The sequence below is a fragment of the Citrobacter sp. RHBSTW-00524 genome (assembly GCF_013747755.1).
Classification (GTDB): Bacteria; Pseudomonadota; Gammaproteobacteria; order Enterobacterales; family Enterobacteriaceae; genus Citrobacter; species Citrobacter braakii.
The window spans coordinates 4,580,367-4,606,331 of sequence record NZ_CP056421.1; the positions used below are offsets into that span (position 1 = coordinate 4,580,367).

General features: G+C 53.2%; 21 protein-coding genes and 1 pseudogene. 11 read left to right on the forward strand and 11 right to left on the reverse strand.

The genetic code is table 11. The features are described from left to right. Positions 1 to 15: 15 nt before the first annotated feature. Entirely contained in the window at positions 16 to 369 is a 354-nt protein-coding gene (locus HV229_RS22015; protein WP_046276246.1) for a glycerol dehydratase reactivase beta/small subunit family protein, read from the forward strand. Next, positions 370 to 900 (forward strand): cob(I)yrinic acid a,c-diamide adenosyltransferase, encoded by a 531-nt coding sequence (locus HV229_RS22020; RefSeq protein ID WP_016157513.1) that lies wholly within the window; start codon positions 370 to 372, stop codon positions 898 to 900. It abuts the gene before it with no gap. Here the strand turns inward: HV229_RS22020 and dhaR are convergent. Then, on the reverse strand, positions 878 to 2,803 hold the full coding sequence (gene dhaR, locus HV229_RS22025; protein ID WP_080859518.1) for a dihydroxyacetone kinase operon transcriptional regulator DhaR: 1,926 nt from the start codon (positions 2,801 to 2,803) through the stop codon (positions 878 to 880). The two genes, HV229_RS22020 and dhaR, sit on opposite strands and share 23 nt — an antisense overlap. Before the next feature lie 92 nt (positions 2,804 to 2,895). Further along, entirely contained in the window at positions 2,896 to 3,993 is a 1,098-nt protein-coding gene (locus HV229_RS22030) for a glycerol dehydrogenase (protein WP_016154586.1), read from the reverse strand. A 561-nt stretch (positions 3,994 to 4,554) separates the two neighbouring features. Between HV229_RS22030 and HV229_RS22035 the strand changes: the two genes are divergently transcribed. After that, the gene (locus HV229_RS22035; RefSeq protein ID WP_181546407.1) at positions 4,555 to 6,213 is read left to right on the forward strand and encodes a glycerone kinase; all 1,659 of its coding nucleotides are present in this window, start codon (positions 4,555 to 4,557) and stop codon (positions 6,211 to 6,213) included. Between the two features lie 65 nt (positions 6,214 to 6,278). Here the strand turns inward: HV229_RS22035 and cfa are convergent, their stop codons facing one another. Beyond that, positions 6,279 to 7,433 (reverse strand): cyclopropane fatty acyl phospholipid synthase, encoded by a 1,155-nt coding sequence (gene cfa, locus HV229_RS22040; RefSeq protein ID WP_181546409.1) that lies wholly within the window; start codon positions 7,431 to 7,433, stop codon positions 6,279 to 6,281. A gap of 67 nt (positions 7,434 to 7,500) precedes the next feature. Between cfa and HV229_RS22045 the strand changes: the two genes are divergently transcribed. Next, complete coding sequence (locus tag HV229_RS22045) at positions 7,501 to 8,349, forward strand: helix-turn-helix transcriptional regulator (RefSeq protein WP_016157517.1); 849 nt, start codon at positions 7,501 to 7,503, stop codon at positions 8,347 to 8,349. On the opposite strand, the gene HV229_RS22050 is transcribed toward HV229_RS22045, so the two are convergent. Then, positions 8,350 to 9,123, reverse strand: coding sequence for a siderophore-interacting protein (locus HV229_RS22050; protein ID WP_019077743.1), 774 nt, complete (start codon positions 9,121 to 9,123; stop codon positions 8,350 to 8,352). A 236-nt stretch (positions 9,124 to 9,359) separates the two neighbouring features. Between HV229_RS22050 and HV229_RS22055 the strand changes: the two genes are divergently transcribed. Further along, complete coding sequence (locus HV229_RS22055; RefSeq protein WP_161623113.1) at positions 9,360 to 10,034, forward strand: PadR family transcriptional regulator; 675 nt, start codon at positions 9,360 to 9,362, stop codon at positions 10,032 to 10,034. 53 nt (positions 10,035 to 10,087) lie between these two features. Here the strand turns inward: HV229_RS22055 and HV229_RS22060 are convergent, their stop codons facing one another. Then, complete coding sequence (locus HV229_RS22060) at positions 10,088 to 11,608, reverse strand: PAS domain-containing methyl-accepting chemotaxis protein (protein ID WP_016154592.1); 1,521 nt, start codon at positions 11,606 to 11,608, stop codon at positions 10,088 to 10,090. Positions 11,609 to 12,038: 430 nt separating this feature from the next. Between HV229_RS22060 and ygjG the strand changes: the two genes are divergently transcribed. Further along, positions 12,039 to 13,418: a putrescine aminotransferase gene (gene ygjG / locus HV229_RS22065; protein WP_049259762.1), complete on the forward strand. Its 1,380-nt coding sequence runs from the start codon at positions 12,039 to 12,041 to the stop codon at positions 13,416 to 13,418. Between the two features lie 90 nt (positions 13,419 to 13,508). Here ygjG and HV229_RS22070 read toward each other — a convergent pair whose 3' ends face one another. Next, complete coding sequence (locus tag HV229_RS22070) at positions 13,509 to 13,841, reverse strand: tRNA-binding protein (protein ID WP_016157522.1); 333 nt, start codon at positions 13,839 to 13,841, stop codon at positions 13,509 to 13,511. A 209-nt stretch (positions 13,842 to 14,050) separates the two neighbouring features. Between HV229_RS22070 and ebgR the strand changes: the two genes are divergently transcribed. The 4 genes from ebgR to HV229_RS22090 all read left to right on the forward strand — a co-directional run bounded on the left by ebgR (position 14,051) and on the right by HV229_RS22090 (position 20,279). Then, positions 14,051 to 15,034, forward strand: a complete 984-nt coding sequence (ebgR, locus tag HV229_RS22075) for a transcriptional regulator EbgR (protein WP_181546411.1) — start codon at positions 14,051 to 14,053, stop codon at positions 15,032 to 15,034. Positions 15,035 to 15,241: 207 nt separating this feature from the next. Next, positions 15,242 to 18,334 (forward strand): beta-galactosidase subunit alpha, encoded by a 3,093-nt coding sequence (gene ebgA / locus HV229_RS22080; RefSeq protein WP_181546413.1) that lies wholly within the window; start codon positions 15,242 to 15,244, stop codon positions 18,332 to 18,334. After that, positions 18,331 to 18,780: a beta-galactosidase subunit beta gene (locus tag HV229_RS22085; RefSeq protein ID WP_016154597.1), complete on the forward strand. Its 450-nt coding sequence runs from the start codon at positions 18,331 to 18,333 to the stop codon at positions 18,778 to 18,780. Before ebgA ends, HV229_RS22085 begins: the two co-directional genes overlap by 4 nt. A 65-nt stretch (positions 18,781 to 18,845) precedes the next feature. Next, positions 18,846 to 20,279, forward strand: a complete 1,434-nt coding sequence (locus HV229_RS22090) for an amino acid permease (protein WP_181546415.1) — start codon at positions 18,846 to 18,848, stop codon at positions 20,277 to 20,279. Positions 20,280 to 20,490: 211 nt separating this feature from the next. On the opposite strand, the gene HV229_RS22095 is transcribed toward HV229_RS22090, so the two are convergent. The 5 genes and pseudogenes from HV229_RS22095 to HV229_RS22115 form a co-directional block, all read right to left on the reverse strand. After that, on the reverse strand, positions 20,491 to 21,549 hold the full coding sequence (locus tag HV229_RS22095; protein ID WP_181546417.1) for a glycoside hydrolase family 130 protein: 1,059 nt from the start codon (positions 21,547 to 21,549) through the stop codon (positions 20,491 to 20,493). Next, positions 21,533 to 23,116 (reverse strand): alpha-glucosidase, encoded by a 1,584-nt coding sequence (locus HV229_RS22100; protein WP_181546419.1) that lies wholly within the window; start codon positions 23,114 to 23,116, stop codon positions 21,533 to 21,535. Before HV229_RS22100 ends, HV229_RS22095 begins: the two co-directional genes overlap by 17 nt. Positions 23,117 to 23,127: 11 nt before the next feature. Further along, positions 23,128 to 23,955, reverse strand: coding sequence for a carbohydrate ABC transporter permease (locus HV229_RS22105; RefSeq protein ID WP_016154601.1), 828 nt, complete (start codon positions 23,953 to 23,955; stop codon positions 23,128 to 23,130). After that, positions 23,956 to 24,240 (reverse strand): annotated as a pseudogene (locus HV229_RS22110) (sugar ABC transporter permease); the annotation flags it as partial. Positions 24,241 to 24,262: 22 nt separating this feature from the next. Further along, positions 24,263 to 24,960 (reverse strand): IS1 family transposase gene (locus HV229_RS22115; RefSeq protein ID WP_249417763.1). Its coding sequence is split into 2 segments (ribosomal slippage): positions 24,263 to 24,711 and positions 24,711 to 24,960, totalling 699 coding nucleotides; the frame shifts between segments, so codons are not numbered across the junction. A gap of 88 nt (positions 24,961 to 25,048) precedes the next feature. Here HV229_RS22115 and HV229_RS22120 point away from each other — a divergent pair. Further along, the gene (locus HV229_RS22120; protein WP_249417777.1) at positions 25,049 to 25,951 is read left to right on the forward strand and encodes a LacI family DNA-binding transcriptional regulator; all 903 of its coding nucleotides are present in this window, start codon (positions 25,049 to 25,051) and stop codon (positions 25,949 to 25,951) included. Positions 25,952 to 25,965: the final 14 nt, after the last annotated feature.

The window sequence follows — 25,965 nt, forward strand, 5'->3', positions numbered from 1 at the left end:
AACGCAGGGGGCGCAATGTCACTTTCATCACCGGGTGTACATCTGTTTTATCACTCACGCTGGCAGGGTACTCGCGTGCTTGATGAGCTGTGTTGGGGGCTGGAAGAGCAAGGCGTTCCCTGCCGGGCAATCTGTTGCGACGATCATGACTGCGCGCTGGCGCTCGGCAAACTGGCGGCCAAAAGTTCGACGCTGCGCGTGGGTCTCGGTCTCAACGCCACCGGTGATATTGCCTTAACCCATGCCCAGTTGCCCGAGGATCGGGCGCTGGTCTGCGGGCATACCCGCGTCGGGACAGCACAGATCCGCACGCTCGGCGCCAATGCCGGTCAACTGGTTAAAGTTCTTCCTCTCAGCGAGATAAAATAAATGTACCGCATCTATACCCGAACCGGCGATAACGGCACGACCGCGCTGTTTGGCGGCAGCCGTATCGATAAAGACGACATCCGCGTTGAGGCCTACGGCACGGTGGATGAACTGATTTCCCAGCTTGGCGTCTGCTATGCCAGCACGCGCCAGGCCGAGCTACGCCAGGAATTGCACGCTATGCAGAAGATGCTGTTCGTACTGGGGGCGGAACTCGCCAGCGATCAGAAAGGACTCACACGCTTAAAACAGCGTATTGGCGAAGAGGATATTCAGGCGCTGGAGCAGCTTATTGACCGCAATATGGCGCAAAGCGGCCCGCTCAAAGAGTTTGTTATTCCGGGGAAAAATCTGGCATCGGCACAGCTGCACGTTGCGCGAACCCTGACGCGTCGGCTGGAGCGGATCCTCATCGCGATGGGCAGAACGCTGACGTTACGCGATGAGGCCAGGCGTTATATCAACCGGCTGTCGGATGCGCTGTTCTCGATGGCCAGAATCGAAGAAACTACTCCAGATGTTTGCGCTTAAACTGGCTGGCATCAATGTCGTACTGCTTCATCTTACGCCACAAGGTGGTGCGACCAATATTCAGCAGTTGCGACATCTCCTGAACACGCCCACTGGTCACGCGGGCGGCATGGATAATCGCCTCTTTCTCGATGGCGGTAAAGGTCAGGCTGGCGGGCAGCAGTGAAGATGCCGTCTCCAGACCAGGGCGTTCGGCAAACAGATAATCCGGCAGATTGCTCAGCCGAATATGGCCGTTATCACTGCTGATAGCGATGTTTTCAATAATGCTGTTCAGCTCAAAATCATTACCCGGCCACGAATAGGCCACCAGTTGTGCCAATGCGTCGTCGTCGATCTTCAGGCTGGATGAAAAGCGTTTTTTCAGGCTATTCAACCGCGTATAAATCAGCGATGGAATACTGTTACGCCGCACCCGCAGCGGCGGGATAACGATCTCAAAAGAGTGCAGCGCGTAATACAACTGACGGCTAAAGCGGTTTTGCTCCACCAGATTCGCGAGATCAACCGTGGTGGTAGCGATCACTTTGACATCCACCGGAATCAGCCGCCGGGCATCCAGGCGTGTTAAAACCCCCTGCTTGATCACCTGCAGCAGCGCGGATTGTAACTCCGGCGCCAGATATTCAATTTTTTCCAGAAACAGCGTGCCGCCGTTCGCCAGTTCAAGACGGCTCAGCCGACCGTTTTCATCATCAGTAGGCGCACTGCCCATAAAATCCTGCCCCAGTACGCTGTTGGCATACAACTGGCAGTTCACGGCGATATACGGCCCGCTGGCGCGTTCGCTTTCATTGTGAATGGCCTGACTCAGTAGCTCTTTACCGACGCCCTCTTCCCCGCACAGCAGGATCGGGAAACTTCCCCTCGCCGCCTGACGACCAAAGTGGATCAAACGTCGGGTTTCTGGATCGTCTGTCGACATCTGCTCAAAGGTGTGGCTCACCTTGCCGAGCTGGCTGGTCATCAGTTGACGCATTTGCTCCACCGGATGCAGCAGCAGGATAAAGCTGTTGCCCTGCTCTTCAACAATCGGTTTCAGGGTGATGACGGCATCAACAAACTGGTGCTGGCTTTCAAAGGTGACTTCGACATGATTCAGGCCGCGGGCATGTTTGATCGCCCGACGCAGCAGCATGGGGAGATTGAGCAGGTCGTTAATATTCTTCCCCTGGCTGGCCTGCGCGTCGAGATGCAAAAGCAGAGCCGCGCGCGCATTGAGGAACTGCAATACGCCCTGTTCGTTCCAGGCCATCACGCCATCATCCATACTCTCCAGCAGCCCGTACATCTGGTTCAGATGGCGGTTGGATTCAGCCAGCAGGCTGTCAGTCAGCAATGAGTTGCCGACTTCTCTGGCAATCGCCAGCGTCAGGGATAAATCAGAAACGCACTCATGCTCTACCAGACAGCACAGCGAGATGGAGCCAAACAGTCGACCATGGTTATCGAATACTGGCGTAGAGCAGAACGACCACGGATGCAACGCCTGTTTAAAGTGTTGATCGCCAGAGGTTTTTGTCGGCTGCCCCGGCATCGTCGCCAGCGACAACGCGCAGCTGCCAATAATGCTTTCTGCACAGTAGCTGCCGTCGCGAAAACCGAGCTCCGCCAGTTGCTCCACCGTCTGCGGATCGCCGCAACGGCTGAGAATACAGGCTGATTCATCCAGAATTAGCAACGCGCACGGACGGCCGTCCATAAACTCCCAGGCATCTTCCAGCGCGGCCTGAGCAATCGTCAGCAGCGCCGTTTTGCGACGACAGATCGACTCAAAGGTCAGGCCCTGCGCCTGATGCGGCGCCTGCCAGGTTTCCCGCTGCATAAACTTGCTGCAACGATGCCATGACTGGGCAATGACCGAAGAGACTTCCTTCCCAATGTCCTGAGTGTGCGTCGTCATATCCCTTTCCGCTGTTTTACCATAGACAACCCCTCCGGCAGAGACTGTCAGAGGGGGGAGAAGATGCCGGATAAAAACTTACCGACGACTGATTAACGCGCCAGCCACTGCTGTCCCAGCAGGTCTGCCGTCAGTATCGCGGCATGTACGCTCTCAGGCGTCACCGGGAACGGCATATTGTGGATGGTTTCACCTTCCGCGCAGGTCGCTTTGGCCACGGCCATGATCTTGCCGTCAATGTCGTCTTTTACGCCCATTTCCGCTAACGTTACCGGCAGGCCTACTTTCTGACAGAAATTCAGCACGGTTTCGATCTCTTCCATCGGGCTGTTTTGCAGCACCAGCTGCGCCAGCGTACCAAAGGCGACTTTTTCACCGTGGTACAAATGGTGACACTCTTCCAGAATCGTAAAACCGTTATGGATAGCATGCGCCCCTGCAAGACCGCTGCTTTCAAAGCCGATGCCGCTGAGGTAAGTGTTCGCTTCGACAATACGCTCCAGCGCATCAGTCACCACGCCAGCCTGCGCGGCAAAGCGTGCCTTTTCGCCTTCCGCCAGCAGGGTATCATAGCACAGACGCGCCAGGCTCAGCGCCGCTACGGTGGACTGTCCGCCCGCCATGCTGGTCGCTCTGGCGTCATAACAGGCTTTCGCTTCAAACCAGGTTGAGAGCGCATCGCCCATCCCGGCCACCAGCAGGCGTACCGGCGCTTTGGCAATGATTGCGGTGTCCATCACCACCATATCCGGGTTTTTCGGGTAGATCAGATACTCTTCAAACTCACCGGCTTCGGTATAGATAACCGACAGCGCGCTGGTTGGCGCATCGGTAGAGGCGATAGTCGGGATCACCACCACCGGTAGCTTCTGGTAGTAACCAATCGCTTTGGCGGTATCCAACGTTTTCCCGCCGCCAATCCCAACCACGCCGCGGCAACCGTGCTGTTTCAGAATGGCAATCAGGCGATTAATTTCAATATGGCTGCATTCACCGTTGAAGCGTTCCGCGTGGCAGCTAATGTCGTGGCTGTGCAGGCCATTGAGTACCTTCTCTCCCGCCAGCTTCATCACGAAGTCATCCGCAATCACGAAAAAGCTGTCCGCCAGATTTTTAGCGTATTGACCAAATAAGGTGGAAGCGTCAGGGCCCTGGAGATATTTGGCTGGAGATTGAATAACTTTTAGCATTCCTTTCATCCTCAAATAAGTACATGTTTTTACATGGTGAGCCCTGGCGTTAACCTGTTTGGCCTGTTGCTGTCGGCAAAAACAGGAGGTACCGGAGCGATGCAATAACTGTATGGCGAGGCGTGAACAAAAAAATCTTTCGTCATTTTGTTCTGATATGAAACAGATAAAAACGACGCACGTTCCATTCTGGAACGCTTATCCACAAAAATGATAAGGTTTGCGATCCCGATCCGTTCATTTACCCCCAAATCTCCAGCAAACACGAAGCTCAGTTCCTCTTTTACTCATGCAGTTGTATTAAAACCGGCAAAAAAAGGCTGGCTGCGCCGTATGAGCGGCGCTGATCGCAGGAGAAAAAAGTCGAGCGAGCTCGCATTATGATCATTCCCCGCCTTTTTAAGTTTCATTTCGGAACAAAAAACAACGCCAGCGTTCCGTAATGAAACTCATTTTAGCGTTGTTTTTTTCCACGCTGACTTCGCCAGAATCTCTTCATTGCCTCCGCACCATGATCCTACATTCGGGGGTTTGTCTTTCACTCAACCTCGAGGAGCCGTTATGTCTCAATTCTTTTTTAACCAACGCACCCATCTTGTGAGCGACGTCATCGACGGGGCGATTATCGCCAGCCCATGGAATAACCTGGCGCGTCTGGAAAGCGATCCGGCCATTCGCATCGTGGTCCGTCGTGACCTTAATAAAAATAACGTAGCGGTCATTTCCGGCGGCGGTTCGGGACACGAACCCGCGCACGTTGGGTTTATCGGTAAAGGCATGCTAACCGCTGCGGTCTGCGGCGACGTTTTCGCCTCCCCGAGCGTGGATGCTGTACTGACCGCGATTCAGGCGGTGACCGGTGAGGCTGGCTGTTTGTTGATTGTGAAAAACTACACCGGTGACCGTCTTAATTTCGGTCTCGCCGCCGAGAAGGCGCGTCGCCTTGGCTATAACGTTGAAATGCTGATTGTCGGCGACGACATCTCCCTGCCGGATAACAAACACCCACGTGGCATTGCGGGAACTATCCTGGTGCATAAAATCGCAGGCTATTTTGCCGAACGCGGCTATAACCTCGCCACCGTCCTGCGTGAAGCGCAGTACGCAGCCAGCAACACCTTTAGCCTGGGCGTAGCGCTTTCCAGCTGTCATCTGCCGCAAGAAACCGACGCAGCCCCTCGTCATCATCCGGGTCATGCGGAGCTGGGTATGGGCATTCACGGCGAACCAGGCGCATCGGTTATCGACACCCAAAACAGTGCGCAAGTGGTAAACCTGATGGTGGATAAACTGCTGGCCGCCCTGCCTGAAACCGGTCGTCTGGCGGTGATGATTAATAATCTTGGCGGCGTTTCCGTGGCCGAAATGGCCATCATCACCCGCGAACTCGCCAGCAGCCCGCTGCACTCGCGTATCGACTGGCTAATTGGCCCGGCCTCGCTGGTCACCGCGCTGGATATGAAAGGCTTCTCACTGACGGCCATCGTGCTGGAAGAGAGCATCGAAAAAGCACTGCTCACCGAAGTGGAAACCAGCAACTGGCCGACGCCGGTCCCACCGCGTGAAATCACCTGTGTAGCGTCATCTCAGCGTAGCGCCCGCGTGGAATTCCAGCCTTCGGCAAACGTCCTGGTGGCCGGGGTTGTGGAGCTGGTCACCGCAACCCTTTCCGATCTGGAGACTCATCTGAATGCGCTGGACGCCAAAGTCGGCGATGGCGATACCGGTTCGACCTTTGCCGCCGGCGCGCGTGAAATTGCCAGCCTGCTGCATCGCCAGCAACTGCCGCTGGATAACCTTGCCACGCTGTTCGCGCTGATTGGCGAACGTCTGACCGTGGTGATGGGCGGTTCCAGCGGTGTGCTGATGTCAATCTTCTTTACCGCCGCCGGGCAGAAACTGGAACAGGGCGCTAACGTTGTCGAAGCGCTAAATACGGGGCTGGCGCAGATGAAGTTCTACGGCGGCGCAGACGAAGGCGATCGCACGATGATTGATGCGCTGCAACCGGCCCTGACCTCGCTGCTCACAAAGCCGAAAAATCTGCAGGCCGCATTCGACGCCGCGCAAGCGGGAGCCGAACGAACCTGTTTGTCGAGCAAAGCCAATGCGGGTCGCGCATCGTATCTGAGCAGCGAAAGCCTATTCGGAAATATGGACCCCGGCGCGCACGCCGTAGCGATGGTGTTTAAAGCGCTGGCAGAGAGTGAGCTGGGCTAAGATGTAACAAGGAGCGCTTCTCAGGTATTTACTGCCTGATGGCGCTTCGCTTATCAGGCAGAACGTTAACGATACACGCGGATCCCGCCCTCTACGCCGCGACTAAACAGCACCTGCCAAAGTTCAATATCTCTGGCGCGGAAAGCCCCGGCGCAGGCGCATAAATAGTAGTTAAACATTCTTCTGAAGGTGGCGGAATAACGTGATGACAGCTCCGGCCACGCTTGATTAAAGCGCTCGTGCCACGCCATCAGCGTTTTATCGTAATCGCTGCCAAAGTTATGCCAGTCTTCCATCACAAACCGTGATTCGCTGGCTTCGGCAATATGGGAGATCGCCGGTAAGCAGCCGTTCGGGAAAATGTATTTATTGATCCACGGATCGACGCTCATCCCTTTTTTATTGCTACCAATGGTGTGTAGCAGGAACAGTCCGTCCGATTTTAAACAACGGTCGGCGATGCTGAAATAAGTGTCGTAGTTTTTTGGCCCGACGTGTTCAAACATCCCCACGGAGACAATGCGATCGTAGTGTTTATCGAGGTCGCGATAATCCTGCAGCAGAATGTTAACGTCCAGTCCTTCACAGCGCTGCTGCGCCATTTTTTGCTGCTCTTTGGAAATGGTGACGCCTTCCACCGCCACGCCATAATGACGCGCCGCATATTCCGCCAGTCCACCCCAGCCACAACCAATATCGAGTAAACGCATACCCGGTTTAAGTTGTAGCTTCTCACAGATCATTTTTAATTTAGCATTTTGCGCATCGTCTAATGTGGTCGCATCTTTCCAGTAAGCGCAGGAATATTGCATATGCGGATCAAGCATCAGCGCAAAGAGATCGTTACCAATATCATAATGTTCTTTGCCGACAATCCACGCGCGGCTCCGCGACTGCAAATTAAACAGGCGTGCGCTGGCAATACGTAAAATATCTTTCAGGTTACCCGGCATCTGCTGATCAAGTTTTGCTTTCAGGATTTTGCAGAACAGAATATCGAGCCGCTCGCAGTCCCACCAGCCTTCCATATAGCTTTCGCCAAGCCCTAACGAGCCTTGTTGCAGTACCCGTTTAAAGAAACCGGCATGATGAAGTTGAATGTCCCAGGCACGGGAGCCATTAATCCTGATATCCGCTTGCGAAAGCAGCTCTTTTCCCATTCGGGTCCAGTTATCATTTGTTTCATTGACGATGACAGCATCTGAACAAAGCGAGTTCATGGTATTTACCAAAGGTGGGCTAAAAATTCTTACGCAAGATTATTATGGAAAAAAGAGTGTATGTATTATGATCCGCGGACAAGATCTATCGAGCAGCGGACACACCATCGGGAGCATTGACGATCTATTTATGGAAACTCTCGTGCAAAAACAGTGGAACTCCTTCCCGGATAACTCCATGACGGAACTGCCGCAGGATGTTTACTTTCGCTCTTATGTCCTGGAAGCCAATCATCATGTTCCACAGCATTCACACTCTTTTATGCAGTTTCATTTCGCCCGCAAAGGCAGTATGCGTATTGATGTTGCCGGCAAGTGCTGGATAATCCCGGCGCATTATGGCATCTGGATCCCGAATCATACGGAGCATGCGGTTTGGGCATTGGATGATGTGTATTTAGAGAATCTGGATATTAAACCGAGCTTTCTTGAAGAGAGCATCAATGAATGTAAAGTGGTGGCTATCAGTGATTTCGCCAGAGAGTTTATTCATTACGCCACGAATTTAATTTCGGGCCATTATGATAGCCAGTCAAAAGAGGGCAAGCTGGTTAGCGTCCTGGTCGACATTATTCTGCAGCTTCCGGAAGTCGCTTTTGTATTACCCTGGCCGCAGGATCGCGAATTAACCAAAGTTTGCCGAACAATACAAGAATCCCCGGCGCTGGAGCATTCGGTTGAATACTGGGCGCAGCATCTGGGTATGTCTGCCCGTACCTTTTCACGCCATTTCAAAAAAGAAACCGGATTGCCTTTCAGCGTCTGGAAGCAAAAAATGCGTATTCTGGAATCCGTATTAATGCTGAAGAAAAATAAAAGCGTGACCGCCGTGGCGCTCGACGTAGGGTATTCAAGCACCGCGGCATTTAGCTACGCATTCCGCCAGGCGTTTGGCGTTCCGCCATCTAATTACTGATTAACGACGCTGATGCCAGTAAGCCGCTGCGCGAACAAGTTGCTGATCGAACGCCTCGCTTTCAAAGCGAGCACTCAGGTTTTTGACCACCTTACCTTCGCCGGTAATCCAGATGTAATAATCATCTGCAGGCACGCTTAGCTGCGATAAGTGTTCATTCACCGCCTGTTCGTCATGGCCGATAAACCACTGAATAGTAAATCCGTCGAGATGGGCAAAATAGTCCTGGTACGCGGCATCCTGCACGCTTACCAGCGCCGTGACGTTCGGACGTACCGCTAAACGGCTGAGCGACTCCAGGCGTCGGCGCAGCGCAGGCATTCCCGATTCATCACACACGTAAACCTGATACGCATAGTCCTCTGGCACCACCAAAGAACCGCGCGGTCCGCCTACCGTCAGCTTGTCACCCTCGCGGGCATTCATCGCCCACGTACTTGCCACGCCACCGTCATGAATATAGAAATCCAGTGCCAGCTCATGGCGTGCTTCATCATACAACGGCGTGTAATCACGGGATATCGGACGCACGCCGTCAGCCCAGACAATACCTTCATCGGTGACAACCGGCGGCACAAAGTGGCTGCCCGGTTCAGGGAAAAAGACCTTGGTATGGTCGTCAAAGCCGTGTGAGCTAAAACCATCCAGAGCGTCACCGCCCAGTACAATGCGCTGAAAGCCCGCGCTAATACGTTCTACGCGCAGGACGGTAAGTTCCCGAAAACGCAGTTCATTGCGAACGCGCTGCGGGTAGCGTGAGGTGTTTTTTGTCATTTTTTCGCCTTCGGAAAGATAATACGATATATCTAAATTAATTTTTAAATGATAATGATTGCTAATCAGAAAGATTGCAAGCACTTTTTTGATATAGTCGACTTCTGATTAACCGGCTAAAACAACCTCTTTAAAACAGATAAAAATCATAAAGTTAAATAAAAAATATTTTATAGCCTTGCGCAAAAATGATATTTAGATATAAATTAGATATATCTAAAACACATCAGGAGACGATGATGCAAAACCATCATGAAGGTTGCTGCAAGCATACAGAGCACCAACACGAAGGCTGCTGCAAGGGTGAAGGACATCACCACGAAGGCCGCCACAACGAACACCATGCCGGTTGCTGCAAAGGTGAAGAACATCGCCATGAAGGCTGCAACAAAGAACATCACCACGAACAGGGTTGTGGACACCGCCACGGTCGCGGCGGCGGTCGTCGCCAGCGCTTCTTCGGTCACGGAGAATTACGCCTGGTCATTCTGGATATCCTGACCCGCGACGCCAGCCACGGCTATGAGCTGATTAAAGCGATTGAAACCCTGACTCAGGGCAACTATACCCCGAGCCCGGGCGTCGTCTATCCGACGCTGGATTTCTTGCAGGATCAAGAGCTGATCACCATCAGCGACGAGGAAGGCGGGCGTAAACAGATTGCGATCACAACCCAGGGCCAGCAGTGGCTGGATGAAAACCGTGAGCATCTGGAACATATCCACGAACGTATTAAAGCCCGCTGCGTGGGTTTTGAATTACGCAAGAACCCGCAGATGAAACGCGCGCTGGAGAACTTCAAAGCCGTGCTGGACCTGCGGGTCAATCATGGTGATACCAGCGATGCGCAGATCAAAAAAATCATCGGTATTATCGATCGCGCTGCGCTGGATATTACTCAACTGGATTAATCTACAGAGCAGGCGGAACGCGTTCACCCTGCGTTCCGCCTTTATCGTTAATATTAATGCAGCACCGTAACCGCATCTTCCAGACGACCAGCGCGATGTTTCACCATCGCGGAAATCTGGGCGCTCTCTTCAACCAGTTCGGCATTTTTCTGCGTAATGTTGCTTAATTCATTCACTGCGCGAGTCAGGCTCGAAAGACCATCTGACTGTTCCAGCGTTGAGTGACTGATTTGGGCGATCAACTGCGTCACGTTTTGCACCTGTGCCACAATATCATCCATCGTGCGCCCTGCGGCGTGAACCTGGTCAGATCCGGACTGCACCTTATCGGCGCTGGCATCAATCAGCTTGCGGATATCATTGGCTGCACTGGCGCTGCGGCTGGCAAGATGACGCACTTCTCCCGCCACCACGGCGAACCCTTTCCCCTGCTCACCCGCCCGTGCGGCTTCAACAGCGGCGTTCAGGGCCAGAATATTAGTCTGGAAAGCAATATCGTTAATCAGCGTGGTAATGGTGCCGATCCGCTGGGTGCTGTTGGCGATATCGTCCATAGTTTTGATGACGGTATCCATCGCCTCGCCGCCGTGCGTCGCCGCGCTGCTGGCTGCAATGGAGAGCTTGTCGGCCGCGGCGGCGGTCTCTGAGTTTTGCTTCACCGATGCCGCCATCTGATTCATGGTGGTCACCGTTTCCTGCACGTTCTCTACGGTCTGCTGCGTATGCTTGTTTAAATCATCGCTGCCTTTCGCCAGCGTTTCGCTGTCGCTGCGCACACAGCTCACCTGACTGGAGACATCATGGATGAGCCAACGGCACATTAGCCCCAGTTGCCCAACCGCTCGCAGCATCAGGCCCAGTTCATCACTGCGGTTAAGATGCGACACGCTGTTTCGTTCACCGGTCGCCACTTTTAGCGCCTGACGAGCGACATTCTCAATAGGACGCACAATCTGCCATTCGAAAATAGCCGTTCCCAGCATCATCACCAGCGCGCTTATCAGCAGTAACGGCCATTCGGCGCCCATTTGCTGCAATGCGGCCGCCAGTACGATAAACATAATTGCCATTACGCTGCGCACTCGCCAGCGAATCGGCAGCGCCGGGAGTTTACCCAGCCAGCCTTTGCGTACCACCAGTCCTTTATGGATACGTCGGTTGCAACGCCCTTCATTCAGCGCTTTATATAAAGGCTCTACCGCCGCAATCTCCTCGTCAGTGGCCCGGGTACGAATCGACATATATCCGGTGACACGACCTTCCCGCACCATCGGCACCGCATTGGCCCTTACCCAGTAGTGATCGCCATTCTTACGCCGGTTTTTCACAATCCCGCTCCATGGCTCGCCCTGTTTCAGGGTGTACCACATATCCGCAAACGCCGCTTTTGGCATATCCGGATGACGAACCAGATTGTGCGGCTTATCGAGCAATTCATTCAGTTGATAGCCACTGACCTGGACAAAGGTATCGTTCGCGTGGGTGATATAGCTTTGTAAATCGGTGGTCGACATGAGGGTGATATCATCATCCAGCGGTGTATTTTGCTGACTAACGTAGGGATGAGAAGACATGATTGCGTCCTGTGCAGGTTATCTGGTTGTTAACTCTTTCGGCTTATGTTATTTCGGCGATAATTTTTTTATCTTTAGTTGTTAAATTTGATTTAGATCGCAATTTGCGATTAAACCTCAAAATCTGTACGCATTCTAATCCATTGATTTAAAATACTTTCATCCAGTAACTATTCAACTACACTTCTACCAACGCACCGTCACAGTGCAAATATTGCTCACTTTTAGCGCAGAAAAGTGCTTTTCCGATCTGTTTTCGCGGTCTTAACCTGGGCAAAATGCCAGCAAATGTTAAACACCAGCATTAAATGTTGCGTGAATGAGATGTTTCCTGGTGTTTATCCCGATTTTTGCTAAGCGCGCCGGAATGGCGCAATCACTGCAATACTTAAATCAGTATCATGTGATACGCGAGCTCCGGGAGCATATTTTGAACAGGTTACCTTCCAGCGCATCGGCCCTGGCCTGCAGCGCACACGCACTAAATCTCATCGAAAAGCGCACGCTTGATCATGAGGAAATGAAATCATTAAACCGAGAGGTGATTGAATACTTCAAGGAGCATGTCAATCCGGGGTTCTTAGAGTATCGAAAATCTGTAACTGCAGGCGGGGATTACGGAGCCGTAGAGTGGCAAGCGGGAAGCCTGAATACGCTTGTCGACACCCAGGGGCAGGAGTTCGTCGATTGCCTGGGTGGATTTGGAATTTTCAACGTGGGGCACCGTAATCCAGTCGTGGTTTCCGCCGTACAGAATCAACTCGCGAAACAACCTCTGCACAGCCAAGAGCTACTTGACCCTCTGCGGGCCATGCTAGCAAAAACCCTCGCCGCGCTGGCGCCAGGTAAACTGAAATACAGTTTTTTCTGTAACAGCGGGACCGAGTCGGTTGAAGCCGCTCTGAAGCTGGCGAAAGCGTATCAATCGCCGCGCGGTAAATTTACGTTCATTGCCACCAGCGGCGCATTCCACGGCAAATCATTGGGAGCACTGTCCGCCACGGCTAAATCAACCTTCCGCAAACCGTTTATGCCGCTGCTGCCGGGTTTCCGCCATGTGCCGTTTGGCGATATTAACGCGATGCGCACCATGCTCAGCGAGTGTAAAAAGACCGGTGACGACGTCGCAGCCGTGATCCTCGAACCTATCCAGGGTGAAGGGGGCGTGATCCTGCCGCCGCAAGGGTATTTGCCCGCCGTGCGTAAACTTTGCGATGAGTTTGGCGCGCTGATGATCCTTGATGAAGTGCAGACCGGCATGGGTCGTACCGGCAAAATGTTCGCCTGCGAGCACGAAAACGTGCAGCCCGACATTATGTGTCTGGCCAAGGCGCTGGGCGGCGGCGTGATGCCAATTGGCGCAACTATTGCCACTGAAGAGGTGTTTTCCGTTCTGTTCGACAATCCCTTCTTGCATACCACCACGTTTGGCGGCAACCCGCTCGCTTGTGCGGCTGCGCTAGCCACCATTAACGTCCTGCTGGAGCAAAATTTACCGGCTCAGGCGGAGCAGAAAGGCGATATGTTGCTGGATGGTTTCCGCCAGCTTGCGCGGGAGTACCCAGACCTGGTGCATGATGTACGCGGTAAAGGCATGCTGATGGCAATTGAGTTTGTCGATAATGAAATCGGCTACAACTTTGCCAGTGAGATGTTCCGCCAGCGGGTACTGGTTGCCGGCACGCTAAACAATGCAAAGACGATCCGTATCGAACCGCCGTTAACGTTAACGATCGAGCAATGCGATCTGGTATTGCGATCGACGCGCAAAGCCCTGGCAGCATTACGGGTGAGCGTGGAGCAGGTGTAATACAGGTCGGATGGCGCTGCGCATCTCAGGCTTACGGGATCAAATGTAGGTCGGAGAAAAGCGTAGCCGCCATCCGGCAATTAGCACAACTTAAACAATCCGCACACCCGCTGGCATAAGGCGTTCTGGCGTCAGCAGCACGCTTTCGCTGCCATCGTCCGTCTCAGCGCACAGCAACATGCATTCTGACGTTTCCCCACGCATTTTGGCCTTTTGCAGATTACACAGCACCACCACCGTTTTCCCCATCAATTCCTCTTCGCTGTAATAAGGCACCAGGCTGGTCACGGTTTGCAGCGTACGCTCTCCCACATCCACCTGCACGATATACAGCTTATCAGCATTGTCATGGCGCTTTACCTGTGCGATTTTTCCAACACGTATTTCCATTCGGGCAAAATCAGCAAATGCGACGGTATCCATTGTGTTCTCCTTTGGTAAAATTTTACTAAATACTAGCAAAATATTTTCTTGGCATGGTTCTCAAAAGCGGGAAAATGACGTAGTCATCACACTCTGAAAGCCCAGTTTTACCCCAGGCATGTCAATTAAACGTACTTTTTTTACTGAAAACAGATGAATAGATAAGCACTTCATTTACAATGCGCAGGTAACTCAGGGAAAAGGCAAACATGGCAACACTTAAAGACATCGCAATCGAAGCTGGCGTGTCCCTGGCGACAGTGTCCCGGGTTTTAAACGATGACCCCACGCTGAATGTAAAAGAAGAGACCAAGCATCGCATTCTGGAGATCGCGGAAAAACTGGAGTACAAAACCAGCAGTGCTCGTAAAAACCAGACCAGCGCGCTCGGCCCCCAGCATATTCTGGCGCTCTACAGCTACCAGCAGGATTTGGAAATCAACGATCCTTACTATCTCGCGATCCGTCACGGAATAGAAACCCAGAGTGAGAAGCTGGGGATCGAACTGACCAACTGCTATGAGCACAGTGGGCTGCCGGAGAGCAAAAACATTACCGGCATTCTTATTGTCGGCAAGCCTTCTCCGGCTTTGCGTAATGCGGCAACAGCGCTTACCGACAACATCTGCTTTATCGATTTCCATGAACCCGGCAGCGAATATGACGCCGTCGATATCGATCTGGCCCGCATCAGTAAAGAGAGTATCGACTACTTCATCGCCCAGGGCGTCACTCGCATTGGCTTCATCGGCGGTGAAGACGAACCCGGCAAGGCAGATATCCGTGAAGCCGCGTTTGTCGAATACGGTCGTCTGCAGCAGGTCGTTTCTGAACAGGACATCTATCGCGGCGGTTTCTCCAGTTCATCAGGGTATGAACTGGCCAAAAAAATGCTGGCGAAAGCCGACTATCCCGGTGCCCTATTTGTGGCTTCAGACTCGATTGCTATTGGCGTTCTGCGCGCCATTCACGAGCGTGGCCTGAACATTCCGCAGGACATTTCGCTGATTAGCGTTAATGATATCCCGACAGCGCGCTTCACCTTTCCTCCGCTTTCCACCGTTCGCATCCATTCAGAAATGATGGGCAGTCAGGGCGTCAACCTGCTGTTTGAGAAAGCCCGCGATGGGCGTGCGCTTCCTCTGCTGGTTTTTGTTCCCAGCAAGCTGAAACTGCGCGGCACCACCCGCTAAAATCCCCAGTAAACACGCCCGGTTTCTTCTGATGCCGGGCGCGCATTGTCATGCATTATTTTCTGCGCCCCCATTATTTTCGTGATCCAGTTAAAGTAAATCACCTCACTCGCTATATTTTAGTAAAACTTTTACTAAAATCACCATCAATTACACTTACTCACCATTACAATGAATGGTTCCGATTTTTCTCCACCGGGAGGCCTTATGAATCGCTGGGAAAACATTCAGCTCACCCACGAAAATCGACTGGCGCCACGCGCATATTTTTTCTCTTATGACTCCGTTGCGCAGGCTCGCTCGTTTGCCCGCGAAACCAGCAGCCTCTTTCAGTTGCTAAGCGGTCAGTGGAATTTTCAGTTCTTTGAGCATCCGCTGCAGGTGCCGGAAATCTTTACGTCGCAGTTTATGAATGACTGGGGCAGCATCACCGTCCCAGGCATGTGGCAGATGGAAGGACACGGCAAACTGCAGTATACCGACGAAGGTTTTCCTTTCCCGATTGATGTCCCCTACGTTCCGACCAATAACCCCACCGGAGCCTACCAGCGCATTTTCTCCCTCAGCGAAGGCTGGCAGGGCAAACAAACGCTGATTAAATTTGATGGCGTAGAAACCTACTTCGAAGTTTACGTGAATGGTCAGTACGTCGGTTTCAGCAAAGGCAGCCGCCTGACGGCTGAATTTGATATCAGCGCGGTGGTGAAGACCGGTGACAACCTGCTGTGCGTTCGCGTAATGCAATGGGCTGATTCCACTTACGTTGAAGACCAGGACATGTGGTGGTCGGCGGGAATTTTCCGCGACGTCTATCTGGTAGGCAAACAGGCGACCCATATTCAGGATTTTACCGTTCGCACCGAGTTCGATGATGACTATCGCGACGCCATCCTCACCTGCGACATTGCGCTGGAAAACCTGGGTTCCACGCCAGCGATGGCGTCGCTCGAATACACCTTGTTTGACGGTGAGCAGGCGCTGCATAGCGGCGTGATTAACAATCTGGCAGTGGATCAACACACCCGCACCGCTTTTAATTTCAAGGTTAGCGCGCCGCAGCAGTGGTCAGCGGAATCGCCGTATCTTTATCATCTGGTGATGACGCTGAAAGATGCCAACGGCAATCTCCTTGAGGTCGTGCCACAGCGGGTCGGATTCCGCGATATCAAAGTTCGCGACGGTCTGTTTTACATCAATAACCGCTACGTGATGCTGCATGGCGTTAACCGCCACGATAACGATCATCTTAAAGGCCGTGCGGTTGGCATGGATCGCGTTGAAAAAGATCTGCTGTTAATGAAGCAGCACAACATCAACTCCGTGCGTACCGCCCATTACCCGAACGATCCGCGCTTCTATGAATTGTGCGATATCTACGGTCTGTTCGTGATGGCCGAAACCGACGTTGAATCTCACGGCTTCGCCAATATCGGCGATATCAGCCGGATAACCGACGATCCGCTGTGGGAAAACGTCTACGTTGAGCGCATCGTGCGCCACATCCATGCACAAAAAAACCACCCGTCGATCGTCATCTGGTCGCTCGGCAACGAATCCGGATACGGCTGTAACATCCGCGCCATGTATCACGCCGCGAAAGCACTGGATGACACGCGTCTGATCCATTACGAAGAAGATCGTGACGCCGAAGTGGTGGATATCATCTCCACCATGTACACCCGTGTGCCGCTGATGAATGAGTTTGGCGAATATCCACATCCTAAGCCGCGCATCATCTGCGAATATGCTCACGCCATGGGCAACGGTCCCGGCGGGCTGACGGAATATCAGAACGTCTTTTATCAGCATGACTGCATTCAGGGACACTATGTCTGGGAGTGGTGCGATCACGGGATTCAGGCCAAAGATGACGACGGCAACGTCTGGTACAAATATGGCGGCGACTACGGCGACTATCCGAACAACTACAACTTCTGCCTTGATGGCCTGATTTATTCCGATCAAACCCCGGGGCCGGGTCTGCAAGAGTACAAGCAGGTGATTGCGCCAGTAAAAGTACGCGCACAGGATCTGGTTCGCGGCGAGCTACGGGTAGAAAACAAACTGTGGTTTACCACGCTTGACGACTACACCTTGCATATTGAGGTTCGCGCCGAAGGAGATACGCTTTCTGCTCAGCAGATAAAACTGCGCGACGTCCCTCCTAATAGCGATACCCTAGTGCAATGCACACTGCCGGAGCTGGATGCGCGCGAAGCGTTCCTCAACGTCATCGTGACGAAAGATTCCCGTACGGCATACAGCGAAGCCGGGCACCACATTGCGACTTATCAGTTCCCGCTGAAGGCCAGAACGGCGGCTGCCGTACCGTTTAGCCTGAAAAACGCTACCCCTCTGACGCTGGAAGACAGCCCCCAGAGCTGCACCATACGCGGTTATAACTTCCATCTGACCTTCTCAAAACTGAACGGTAAGCCCATTAGCTGGACCGTTAACGGTGAGGAGCTGATTACCCGCGAGCCGAAGATTAATTTCTTCAAACCAACCATTGATAACCACAAACAAGAGTTCGAAGGCCTTTGGCAACCAAATCATTTACAGATTATGCAGGAGCATCTGCGCGATTTTGCCATTGAGCAAACCGATGACGCGCTGTTGATAACCAGCCAGACGATTATCGCCCCGCCGGTATTTGATTTCGGTATGCGCTGTACCTACCGCTGGCGGATTGCCGCAGACGGTCAGTTGAACGTGGAGCTTTCCGGCCAGCCTTACGGCGAGTACCGGGACATTATTCCGTGCATCGGCTTCACGATGGGCATCAACGGCGATTTGGGGCAGGTGGCGTATTACGGACGTGGTCCCGGTGAAAACTATGCCGATAGCCAACAGGCCAACATCATCGATATCTGGCGCAGCAGCGTGGATGAGATGTTCGAAAACTATCCGTTCCCGCAAAACAACGGCAATCGTCAGGACGTGCGCTGGGCAACGCTAACCAACCGCCACGGCAACGGTCTGCTGGTGGTTCCGCAGCGCCCTGTCAACCTGAGCGCCTGGCGCTATACGCCAGAAAATATCTTTGCCGCACAGCACTGTAATGCGCTGCAGCGCAGCGATGACATCACCCTGAATCTGGACCACCAGGTGCTGGGCTTAGGCTCCAACTCGTGGGGAAGCGAGGTGCTTGATTCCTGGCGCGTCTGGTTCCGTTCGTTCAGCTACGGCTTCACGTTGTTGCCGGTTTCCGGTAGCGAATCTAGCGCTCAAACCGCCGCCAGCCGCGTCTTTGGTACCGGGCTCTTTTCCACGAATTTGCACAGCGAGAATACAAAATGAGGATCATCGACAACTTAGCGCAGTTCCAACAAATTTACGCATCCGGGAAGAAGTGGCAGCGCTGCGTCGAAGCGATTGAAAATATTGATAATATTCAACCAGGCGTTGCCCACTCTATCGGTGATTCCCTGAGCTATCGCGTGGAGACAGACTCCGCGACCGATGCACTGTTTACCGGTCATCGTCGTTATTTTGAAATCCATTACTACCTGCAAGGACAGCAAAAAATAGAGTATGCCGCCAAAGAGGATCTCCAGGTGGTTGAATATTATCGCGATGAAACCGATCGCGAATATCTGAAAGGCTGTGGAAAAACCGTAGAAGTGCGCGAAGGACAAATGGTTATTTGTGACAACCATGAAGCCTATCGTTTTATTTGTAATAACGCAGTGAAGAAAGTTGTACTCAAAGTCACCATCGAAGATGGTTATTTTCATAATAAATAAAAACACAGGCGGCGCCGACGTTGCGCCGCCAGTACCCTATAATAATCAGGAATCGGAGATGTGCTATGTCTGATACCAAACGTAATACCATCGGCAAGTTCGGCTTACTTTCACTCACCTTTGCCGCGGTTTATAGTTTTAATAACGTTATCAACAATAATATTGAGCTGGGTCTGGCATCCGCACCGATGTTTTTCCTCGCGACGATCTTCTACTTTATTCCGTTCTGCTTAATCATCGCTGAATTTGTTTCGCTGAATAAAAACTCCGAAGCCGGTGTCTATGCTTGGGTGAAAAGTTCGCTGGGCGGACGTTGGGCATTTATTACCGCCTATACCTATTGGTTCGTTAACCTGTTCTTTTTTACCTCGCTGTTACCCCGTGTTATCGCCTACGCCTCATATGCTTTTTTAGGCTACGAATACATTCTGACGCCGTTCGCAACCACTGTGTTAAGTATGGTGCTGTTTGCCTTCTCCACCTGGGTTTCGACCAACGGCGCAAAAATGTTAGGACCAATTACTTCGGTCACCTCCACATTGATGCTGCTGCTGACCCTGTCCTACATCCTGCTGGCGGGTACTGCGCTGGTTGGCGGCGTACAGCCTGCTGACCCTATCACCGTAGACGCAATGATCCCGAATTTTAACTGGGCCTTCCTCGGTATCACCACCTGGATCTTTATGGCGGCAGGCGGTGCGGAGTCGGTGGCAGTGTACGTCAACGACGTCAAGGGCGGGTCAAAATCGTTCGTGAAGGTCATTATCATTGCCGGGATTTTTATCGGCGTGCTCTATTCCATCTCCTCGGTACTGATCAACGTCTTCGTGAGCAGCAAAGAGCTGAAATTTACCGGTGGTTCGGTACAGGTATTCCACGGTCTGGCGGCATACTTTGGCCTGCCGGAACTGATCGTTAACCGCTTTGTCGGCCTGGTCTCCTTTACCGCGATGTTCGGCTCTCTGCTGATGTGGACCGCAACGCCGGTGAAAATTTTCTTCTCTGAAATTCCAGAGGGTATTTTCGGTAAAAAAACCGTCGAACTGAATGAAAATGGCGTTCCGGCCCGCGCAGCCTGGATTCAGTTCCTGATTGTTATCCCGCTGATGATTATCCCAACGCTCGGCTCCAATACCGTGCAGGATTTAATGAACACCATCATCAACATGACCGCCGCCGCATCGATGCTGCCGCCGCTGTTTATTATGCTGGCTTACCTGAATCTGCGCGCAAAACTGGACCACTTACCGCGCGACTTCCGTATGGGTTCGCAAAAAACCGGCATTATTGTGGTATCGATGCTGATTGTCCTTTTCACCATCGGGTTTATTGCCTCGACCTTCCCGACCGGCGGTAACATCATGACCATTATATTCTATAACGTCGGTGGGATTGTTATTTTCCTCGGTTTTGCCTGGTGGAAATACAGTAAATACATCAAAGGGCTAACCAAAGAAGAAAAAGCTATTGAGGCGGCCCCCGCGTCAGATATTAATTAAAATATTAATAACGATAAGCGCAATCTGTTTTCTTGCGCACCTGAAATACAATGTGACATTAAATATACAGACTTGCAGGGCATTTATTGCCCTGCTCTTCTGTTGTGTACTTTCATTATTTGTAGCAAAGATTCGTCCACCAGCGGCCGCAACGTGTGAATCGCCCCCCCAGCCAGAAGCGGGTTTACCAGCCCAGGACACTCTGCGGCATTTATTTAACCCCCAGATGCCGCCACAGTTTGTCTAGCGGCATTGTCGCCAGCGCCACACACTCATCGGCGGCGCCGTACCAGACGTGCAGCGTCTCATCGCGGATCAGCGCCCCACAGGTGAACACCACGTTGCCGAAGAAGCCTTCGCGCTCGTAGGGCGCATCTGGCTCCAGCAGCGGCACCGGTGATTTCGCCAGAATATGGGTCGGATCGTTGAGATCCAGCAGCAGCGCGCCGAGGCAGTAGCGCTGATCGGCATCCACACCGTGGTAGATCTCCAGCCAGCCGCGATCGGTTTTTAATACCGGTGCGCCGCCGCCTGATTTACGGCAGTCCCAGGCATCGCCGGACCGTCCCAGCAGGTGGCGATGGTTGCCCCAGTGCAGCATATCCGGCGACTCGCAGATCCAGATTTCCGGATGACCGAAGTGGCACGGGGCCGGACGGGTCAGGGCGTGATATTTACCGGCGATCTTTTCCGGGAAAAAGCAGACGTCGCGGTTGTCCGGGCAGAGGATCAACCCTTTTTTCTCCACCGTGACAAAATCTTTGGTCACCGCCAGCGCGGTAGAAATCCCCAGCGACGACACCGCCGAGTAGTTGATGTACGCGGTATCATCGATGCGGGTGATCCGCGCATCTTCGCAGCCGAACTCTTCATATTGCGTATCGGCGATGATAAACGGCTGGCTGTCAATCCGGAAGTTCCCCCCGTCGCGACTGCGCGCCAGACGCAGATGCGACATGGAGGTCAGCCACACCCGCGCCGGATCGCTTTTCAGCACGATCACCCGCGGATCGCTGAAATCATAGCGTTCATCGCGACGATCGAAACTTGCGGTGGCCTGTACCCAGCCCGCATCGGTTTTTTCCAACAGCGGTACGACACGCTGCTGCGGGTCGGAATTGATCACGCTTTCCGCCACCCGCAGCAGCAAAACGATCTCCCCGTCACACTCCGTTACGCCAGCATTGAAAACACAATCGACCTTCCTGCCGGGCAGTGAAGGCGTCACGTCCGCCGGGGTAATCAACGGGTTTTTACTGTGCCTGTCCATGTACTCTCCTTTTGATCAAACATTGATTCTTGCCAATCCATTGCGCGTCCTCCCCGTACAGCACTTCAGCCTCAATCTCCTGCCACGGATTGCGAACGGGCGCACCAAAGTTGATGGCGACCCAGACCTGCTCCGCCGCCGTCGAACGGGTAAACCAGACGCATTCGTCAGTGAGGTCAAGCGAGTCCTGCTGTCCCTGATGCAGCGCCGCAACGCGGCGGCGCAGAGCGATAAGCAGCCGGTACTGATGCCAGAACGATGTTTCATCCTGCTGCTGGCGCTCCGCGTTAATCAGGGCGATATCGCCGCCGACGGGCATCCACGGCGCGACGGAGGAAAATCCGCCAAAGGGGGCGTCGCGCCAGGGCAGCGGCGCGCGCGAACCATCCCGCGAATGTTCAATAGCCAGCGCCAGCGCCTGCTGTGGGCTGCTGCCTGCGGCAAGGGCGGTGCAGTAATGGGTTTTTCCCTGTATATCAAAAAGCTGCTCTGCCGTTTGCGGACGGTAGTCGGTCACCCCCAGCTCTTCGCCCTGGAAGATAAACGGCACGCCGCTCACCGTTAGCTGGAGCGCCAGCACCGCCAGCGCCCGCCCGGTATCGCGCTCGTTTTCGCCAAAGCGGCTGATCATCCGCGACATATCATGGCTGGAGAAAAACAGCGTCGGTAAACCCGACTGCGCAGCCAGCGTAGTTTTTAACTGGCTGAAAAGACGGGAAACATCAAAGGTTTTCTGGCTGCCGATATTAAAATTAAACACCACGTCCATCAGTTGCGGACTTTGATAGCGGCTGAGCACGTCAGGGTCCTCGCTGCCGATTTCGCCAATCAGGAAATAGTCACCCTGCGCCCGAACATAGGCACACAGCCGTTGCAGCGTCTCCGGGAGTCGCGGCTGATTAACGTCAAATTCATGGCGCTGCTCGCCGTTCTCTTCCGGGTTATCAGGCCCAATGCCATCGGTAGTAAGAAAGTTGATGACGTCAAAGCGAAAGCCGTCCACCCCCTGCGTAATCCAGAAATCCACCACCCGGTAAATTTCCTGTTCCACCGCGGGGTTGGCCCAGTTGAGATCCACCTGGCCGGGCGCGAATTTATGGTAATAAAACTCGCCGGTGTCTGGCTCAGCGGTCCACGCGCTGCCGGAAAAGAAAGAACGCCAGTTATTCGGCTGGCGGCGAAAAAGGAAATAATCACGATAGCGGCTGCCCGGATTATTCCACGCATCGCAAAACCAGGGATGTTCCGAGGAGACGTGATTGACCACCAGATCGATAATCACCCGAATGCCTCTGGCGTGGCAGCCGTCAACCACCCGGCGGAAATCGTCGAGAGTGCCGAAACGGGCGTCAACGGCGCAGTAATCGCTGATATCGTAGCCGTTATCCACCAGCGGAGAGGGATAAAACGGCGTGATCCACACCGCGCCGATGCCCAGCGCCTGCAAATAATCCAGCCGGGAAATCAGGCCCGGAAAATCGCCCAGCCCGTCGTTATTGCCGTCGCAAAACGAAGGCAGATAAATTTGATAACAGGTACACGCCTGCCACCACGGTTGCTTTTTCACCGTCACGTTCCTTATTTCAGTGATAACGACATGCCTTCGAGGAAGTATTTTCTGAACAGAATAAACAGGACAACGATTGGCAGCATCTGCACCACCGACCCCGCCAGCACCGGTCCCAGGTAGATGCCATAGGATTTGCTGAAGGTGGCGAGCAGCACCGAAAACGGCATTTTGTCCACTTCGCGCATCACGATCAGCGGCCAGAGGAAGTTGTCCCATGAGCTGGAAAAGGTGAACAGTGCGACAATCGCCAGAATGGATTTATTCAGCGGCATCATCACATGCCGCAAGATCCCCCACAGGCTGGCGTGATCGAGCCTTGCGGCATACAGGTAATCATTCGGCGTGCCTTTAAAGCTCTGCGAAACCATAAAAATGCCCCAGGCGCTCATCGCATACGGCAGGATCATCGCCCCGTAGCTGTTGATCAGCCCCAGTTCACGCATCAGGACAAACTGTGGAATGATGAACATAAAGACCGGGAAAACCATCTGCACAATCAACAGGTTGCGAAACGCATTTTTGCCGCGAAACTCGGTTTTCGCGACGGCATATCCCACCAGCATTGAGGTCAGCGTGACGCAAACGGTAATGGTGAGCGACACGAACAGCGAGTTAACCAGGGTGCGCAAAAAAGGTTTGTCCGCCCGGTTGCTGTTATCGAACAGAAAAGCGTAATTCTCCAGCGTCAGATGACCGGAAAACAGCCCGGTCGTGTAGATTTGCGCCGTCGGTTTCAACGAAGAGATCACCATCCAGATAAAAGGATACAGCCAGGTGAGCGCCAGCAAAAACATCACGGCGTGAATGAGCAGCGTTAAGGGAGTCAGTTTCTTCATTCACACAATCTCGATATGTTTTTCGAATACTTTGCGGAAGACCCAAATGGCGAGGAAACTGCATGCCGCAACGATAATCGACATGGTCGCCGCCCAGGTTGGCTTCATTTTCTGGAACGCCACTTCATACATTACCACCATCGGACTGGTGGTGCTGTTGAGCGGCCCGCCGCCGGTGATAAGATACGGCTCGGTAAAGATGCTGAACGCCACGGTAATCGCCAGCACCATCACCATCACGATTTGCGCGTTCATCATCGGCAGGGTAATCGCCCAACTTTGCTTAAACTTCGGTAATGACTCCAACTTATTGATAGTGTTTTATGTTCAGATAATGCCCGATGACTTTGTCATGCAGCTCCACCGATTTTGAGAACGACAGTGACTTCCTGCCCAGCCTTGCCAGATGCTGCCTCAGATTCAGGTTATGCCGCTCAATGCGCTGCGTATATCGCTTGCTGATAACGTGCAGTTCTCCCTTCAGGCGTGATTCATAAAGCGGCCAGCCATCCGTCATCCATACCACGACCTCAAAGGCCGACAGCAGGCCAAGAAGACGCTCCAGCGTGGCCAACGTGCGTTCACCGAATACGTGCGCCACAACCGTCCTCCGTATCCTGTCATACGCGTAAAACAACCAGCGCTGGCGGGATTTAGCGCCGACGTAACCCCACTGTTCGTCCATTTCCGCGCAAACAATGACGTCACTGCCCGGTTGTATACGTGAGTTTACCGACTGCGGCCTGAGTTTTTTAAGTGTCGTAAAATCGTGTTGAGGCCAATGCCCATAATTCGTGCACTGGCGCGGCATCCGACGCCATTCATGGCCATATCAATGATTTTCTGGTGTGTACCGGGCTGAGAGGCGGTGTAAGTGAACTGTAGCTGCCATGTTTTACGGCAGTGAGAGCAGAGATAGCGCTGATGTCCGGCAGTACTTTTACCGTTACGCACTACGCCTTCAGTAGCTGAGCAGGAGGGACAACTGATAGAAACAGAAGCCACTGGAGCACCTCAAAAACACCATCATACACTAAATCAGTAAGTTGGCAGCATCACCGAAAAATTATCTCCGGAGCTGCGCCAGCGAATTTTGCAATATGCCAGCGAGCTTGGCTTTCAGGGACCGGACAAGCTGGCGCGCGCGCTGCGTACCGGTAAATCTGACACCATCGGCGTGATATTCAACGACTCTATGAGTTACGTGTTTATCGATCCCCACGACATTGCACTGATGCGGGGGATCGCCGTCCAGTGTGAAGAACAAAACGTCAATCTGGTCTTGATCCCTTTGCGTAAGCGGCAACAGACGCCGCTCAACACCCTGGTTGATGGCTATATTCTCAACGCCACGCATAACAATGCGGCCATGATCCAGCACGCGCTGGCTCATGGGCGTCCGGTGGTCACGCTCGATTTTCAGTTTCCCGACCACAGCAGCGTCTCCATCGATAACGCCTGCGCCATGCGCGATATTGCCCGCTATCTGGCCGATAAAGGTCATCGACATTTCGGCATCATCGCCTTTCCGTCACAGCCCTCGGCGCAGGGAATGTGCGATCTGACCGCCCCCGTCACCGGCGACAACCTGCTGATGCTCTCCCGCGTGAATGCCTGCCGGGAGGTTTTCCAGCAGCGCGGCTTCGCCCTTGATACGTGCTGGCTGTATCAAACCCGACACGATGAAGAACACGGCGAACAGGCGGCCAAAGCGTTACTGGAAACCCATCCGGAGATCACTGCGCTTATCTGCCTTTCCGATCGCTTCGCCGTCGGCGCGATCCACTACTGCCAACGGCAGCAGCTGGCGGTTCCGCAGCGGGTTGCCGTTACCGGTTTCGATAATCTCGCCGTTGAGGTGGCGGGAATACGCCTGACCACCATCGCGCAAGACGCGGAAAAGAAAGGGGAAATGGCCGTCAAATTGCTGCTCACCAGAGGACCGGTGACCCACTATGAATTGCCTTACCAGCTCATCATTCGGGAGTCAGCCTGACTCATTAATTACAG

Excerpts from the sequence above, each read along its gene's own strand:
- HV229_RS22015 (WP_046276246.1), top strand. The coding sequence starts at position 16 with ATGTCACTTTCATCACCGGGTGTACATCTGTTTTATCACTCACGCTGG.
- HV229_RS22020 (WP_016157513.1), top strand. The coding sequence starts at position 370 with ATGTACCGCATCTATACCCGAACCGGCGATAACGGCACGACCGCGCTG.
- dhaR (WP_080859518.1), bottom strand. The coding sequence starts at position 2,803 with ATGACGACGCACACTCAGGACATTGGGAAGGAAGTCTCTTCGGTCATT.
- HV229_RS22030 (WP_016154586.1), bottom strand. The coding sequence starts at position 3,993 with ATGCTAAAAGTTATTCAATCTCCAGCCAAATATCTCCAGGGCCCTGAC.
- HV229_RS22035 (WP_181546407.1), top strand. The coding sequence starts at position 4,555 with ATGTCTCAATTCTTTTTTAACCAACGCACCCATCTTGTGAGCGACGTC.
- cfa (WP_181546409.1), bottom strand. The coding sequence starts at position 7,433 with ATGAACTCGCTTTGTTCAGATGCTGTCATCGTCAATGAAACAAATGAT.
- HV229_RS22045 (WP_016157517.1), top strand. The coding sequence starts at position 7,501 with ATGATCCGCGGACAAGATCTATCGAGCAGCGGACACACCATCGGGAGC.
- HV229_RS22050 (WP_019077743.1), bottom strand. The coding sequence starts at position 9,123 with ATGACAAAAAACACCTCACGCTACCCGCAGCGCGTTCGCAATGAACTG.
- HV229_RS22055 (WP_161623113.1), top strand. The coding sequence starts at position 9,360 with ATGATGCAAAACCATCATGAAGGTTGCTGCAAGCATACAGAGCACCAA.
- HV229_RS22060 (WP_016154592.1), bottom strand. The coding sequence starts at position 11,608 with ATGTCTTCTCATCCCTACGTTAGTCAGCAAAATACACCGCTGGATGAT.
- HV229_RS22070 (WP_016157522.1), bottom strand. The coding sequence starts at position 13,841 with ATGGATACCGTCGCATTTGCTGATTTTGCCCGAATGGAAATACGTGTT.
- ebgR (WP_181546411.1), top strand. The coding sequence starts at position 14,051 with ATGGCAACACTTAAAGACATCGCAATCGAAGCTGGCGTGTCCCTGGCG.
- ebgA (WP_181546413.1), top strand. The coding sequence starts at position 15,242 with ATGAATCGCTGGGAAAACATTCAGCTCACCCACGAAAATCGACTGGCG.
- HV229_RS22085 (WP_016154597.1), top strand. The coding sequence starts at position 18,331 with ATGAGGATCATCGACAACTTAGCGCAGTTCCAACAAATTTACGCATCC.
- HV229_RS22090 (WP_181546415.1), top strand. The coding sequence starts at position 18,846 with ATGTCTGATACCAAACGTAATACCATCGGCAAGTTCGGCTTACTTTCA.
- HV229_RS22095 (WP_181546417.1), bottom strand. The coding sequence starts at position 21,549 with ATGGACAGGCACAGTAAAAACCCGTTGATTACCCCGGCGGACGTGACG.
- HV229_RS22105 (WP_016154601.1), bottom strand. The coding sequence starts at position 23,955 with ATGAAGAAACTGACTCCCTTAACGCTGCTCATTCACGCCGTGATGTTT.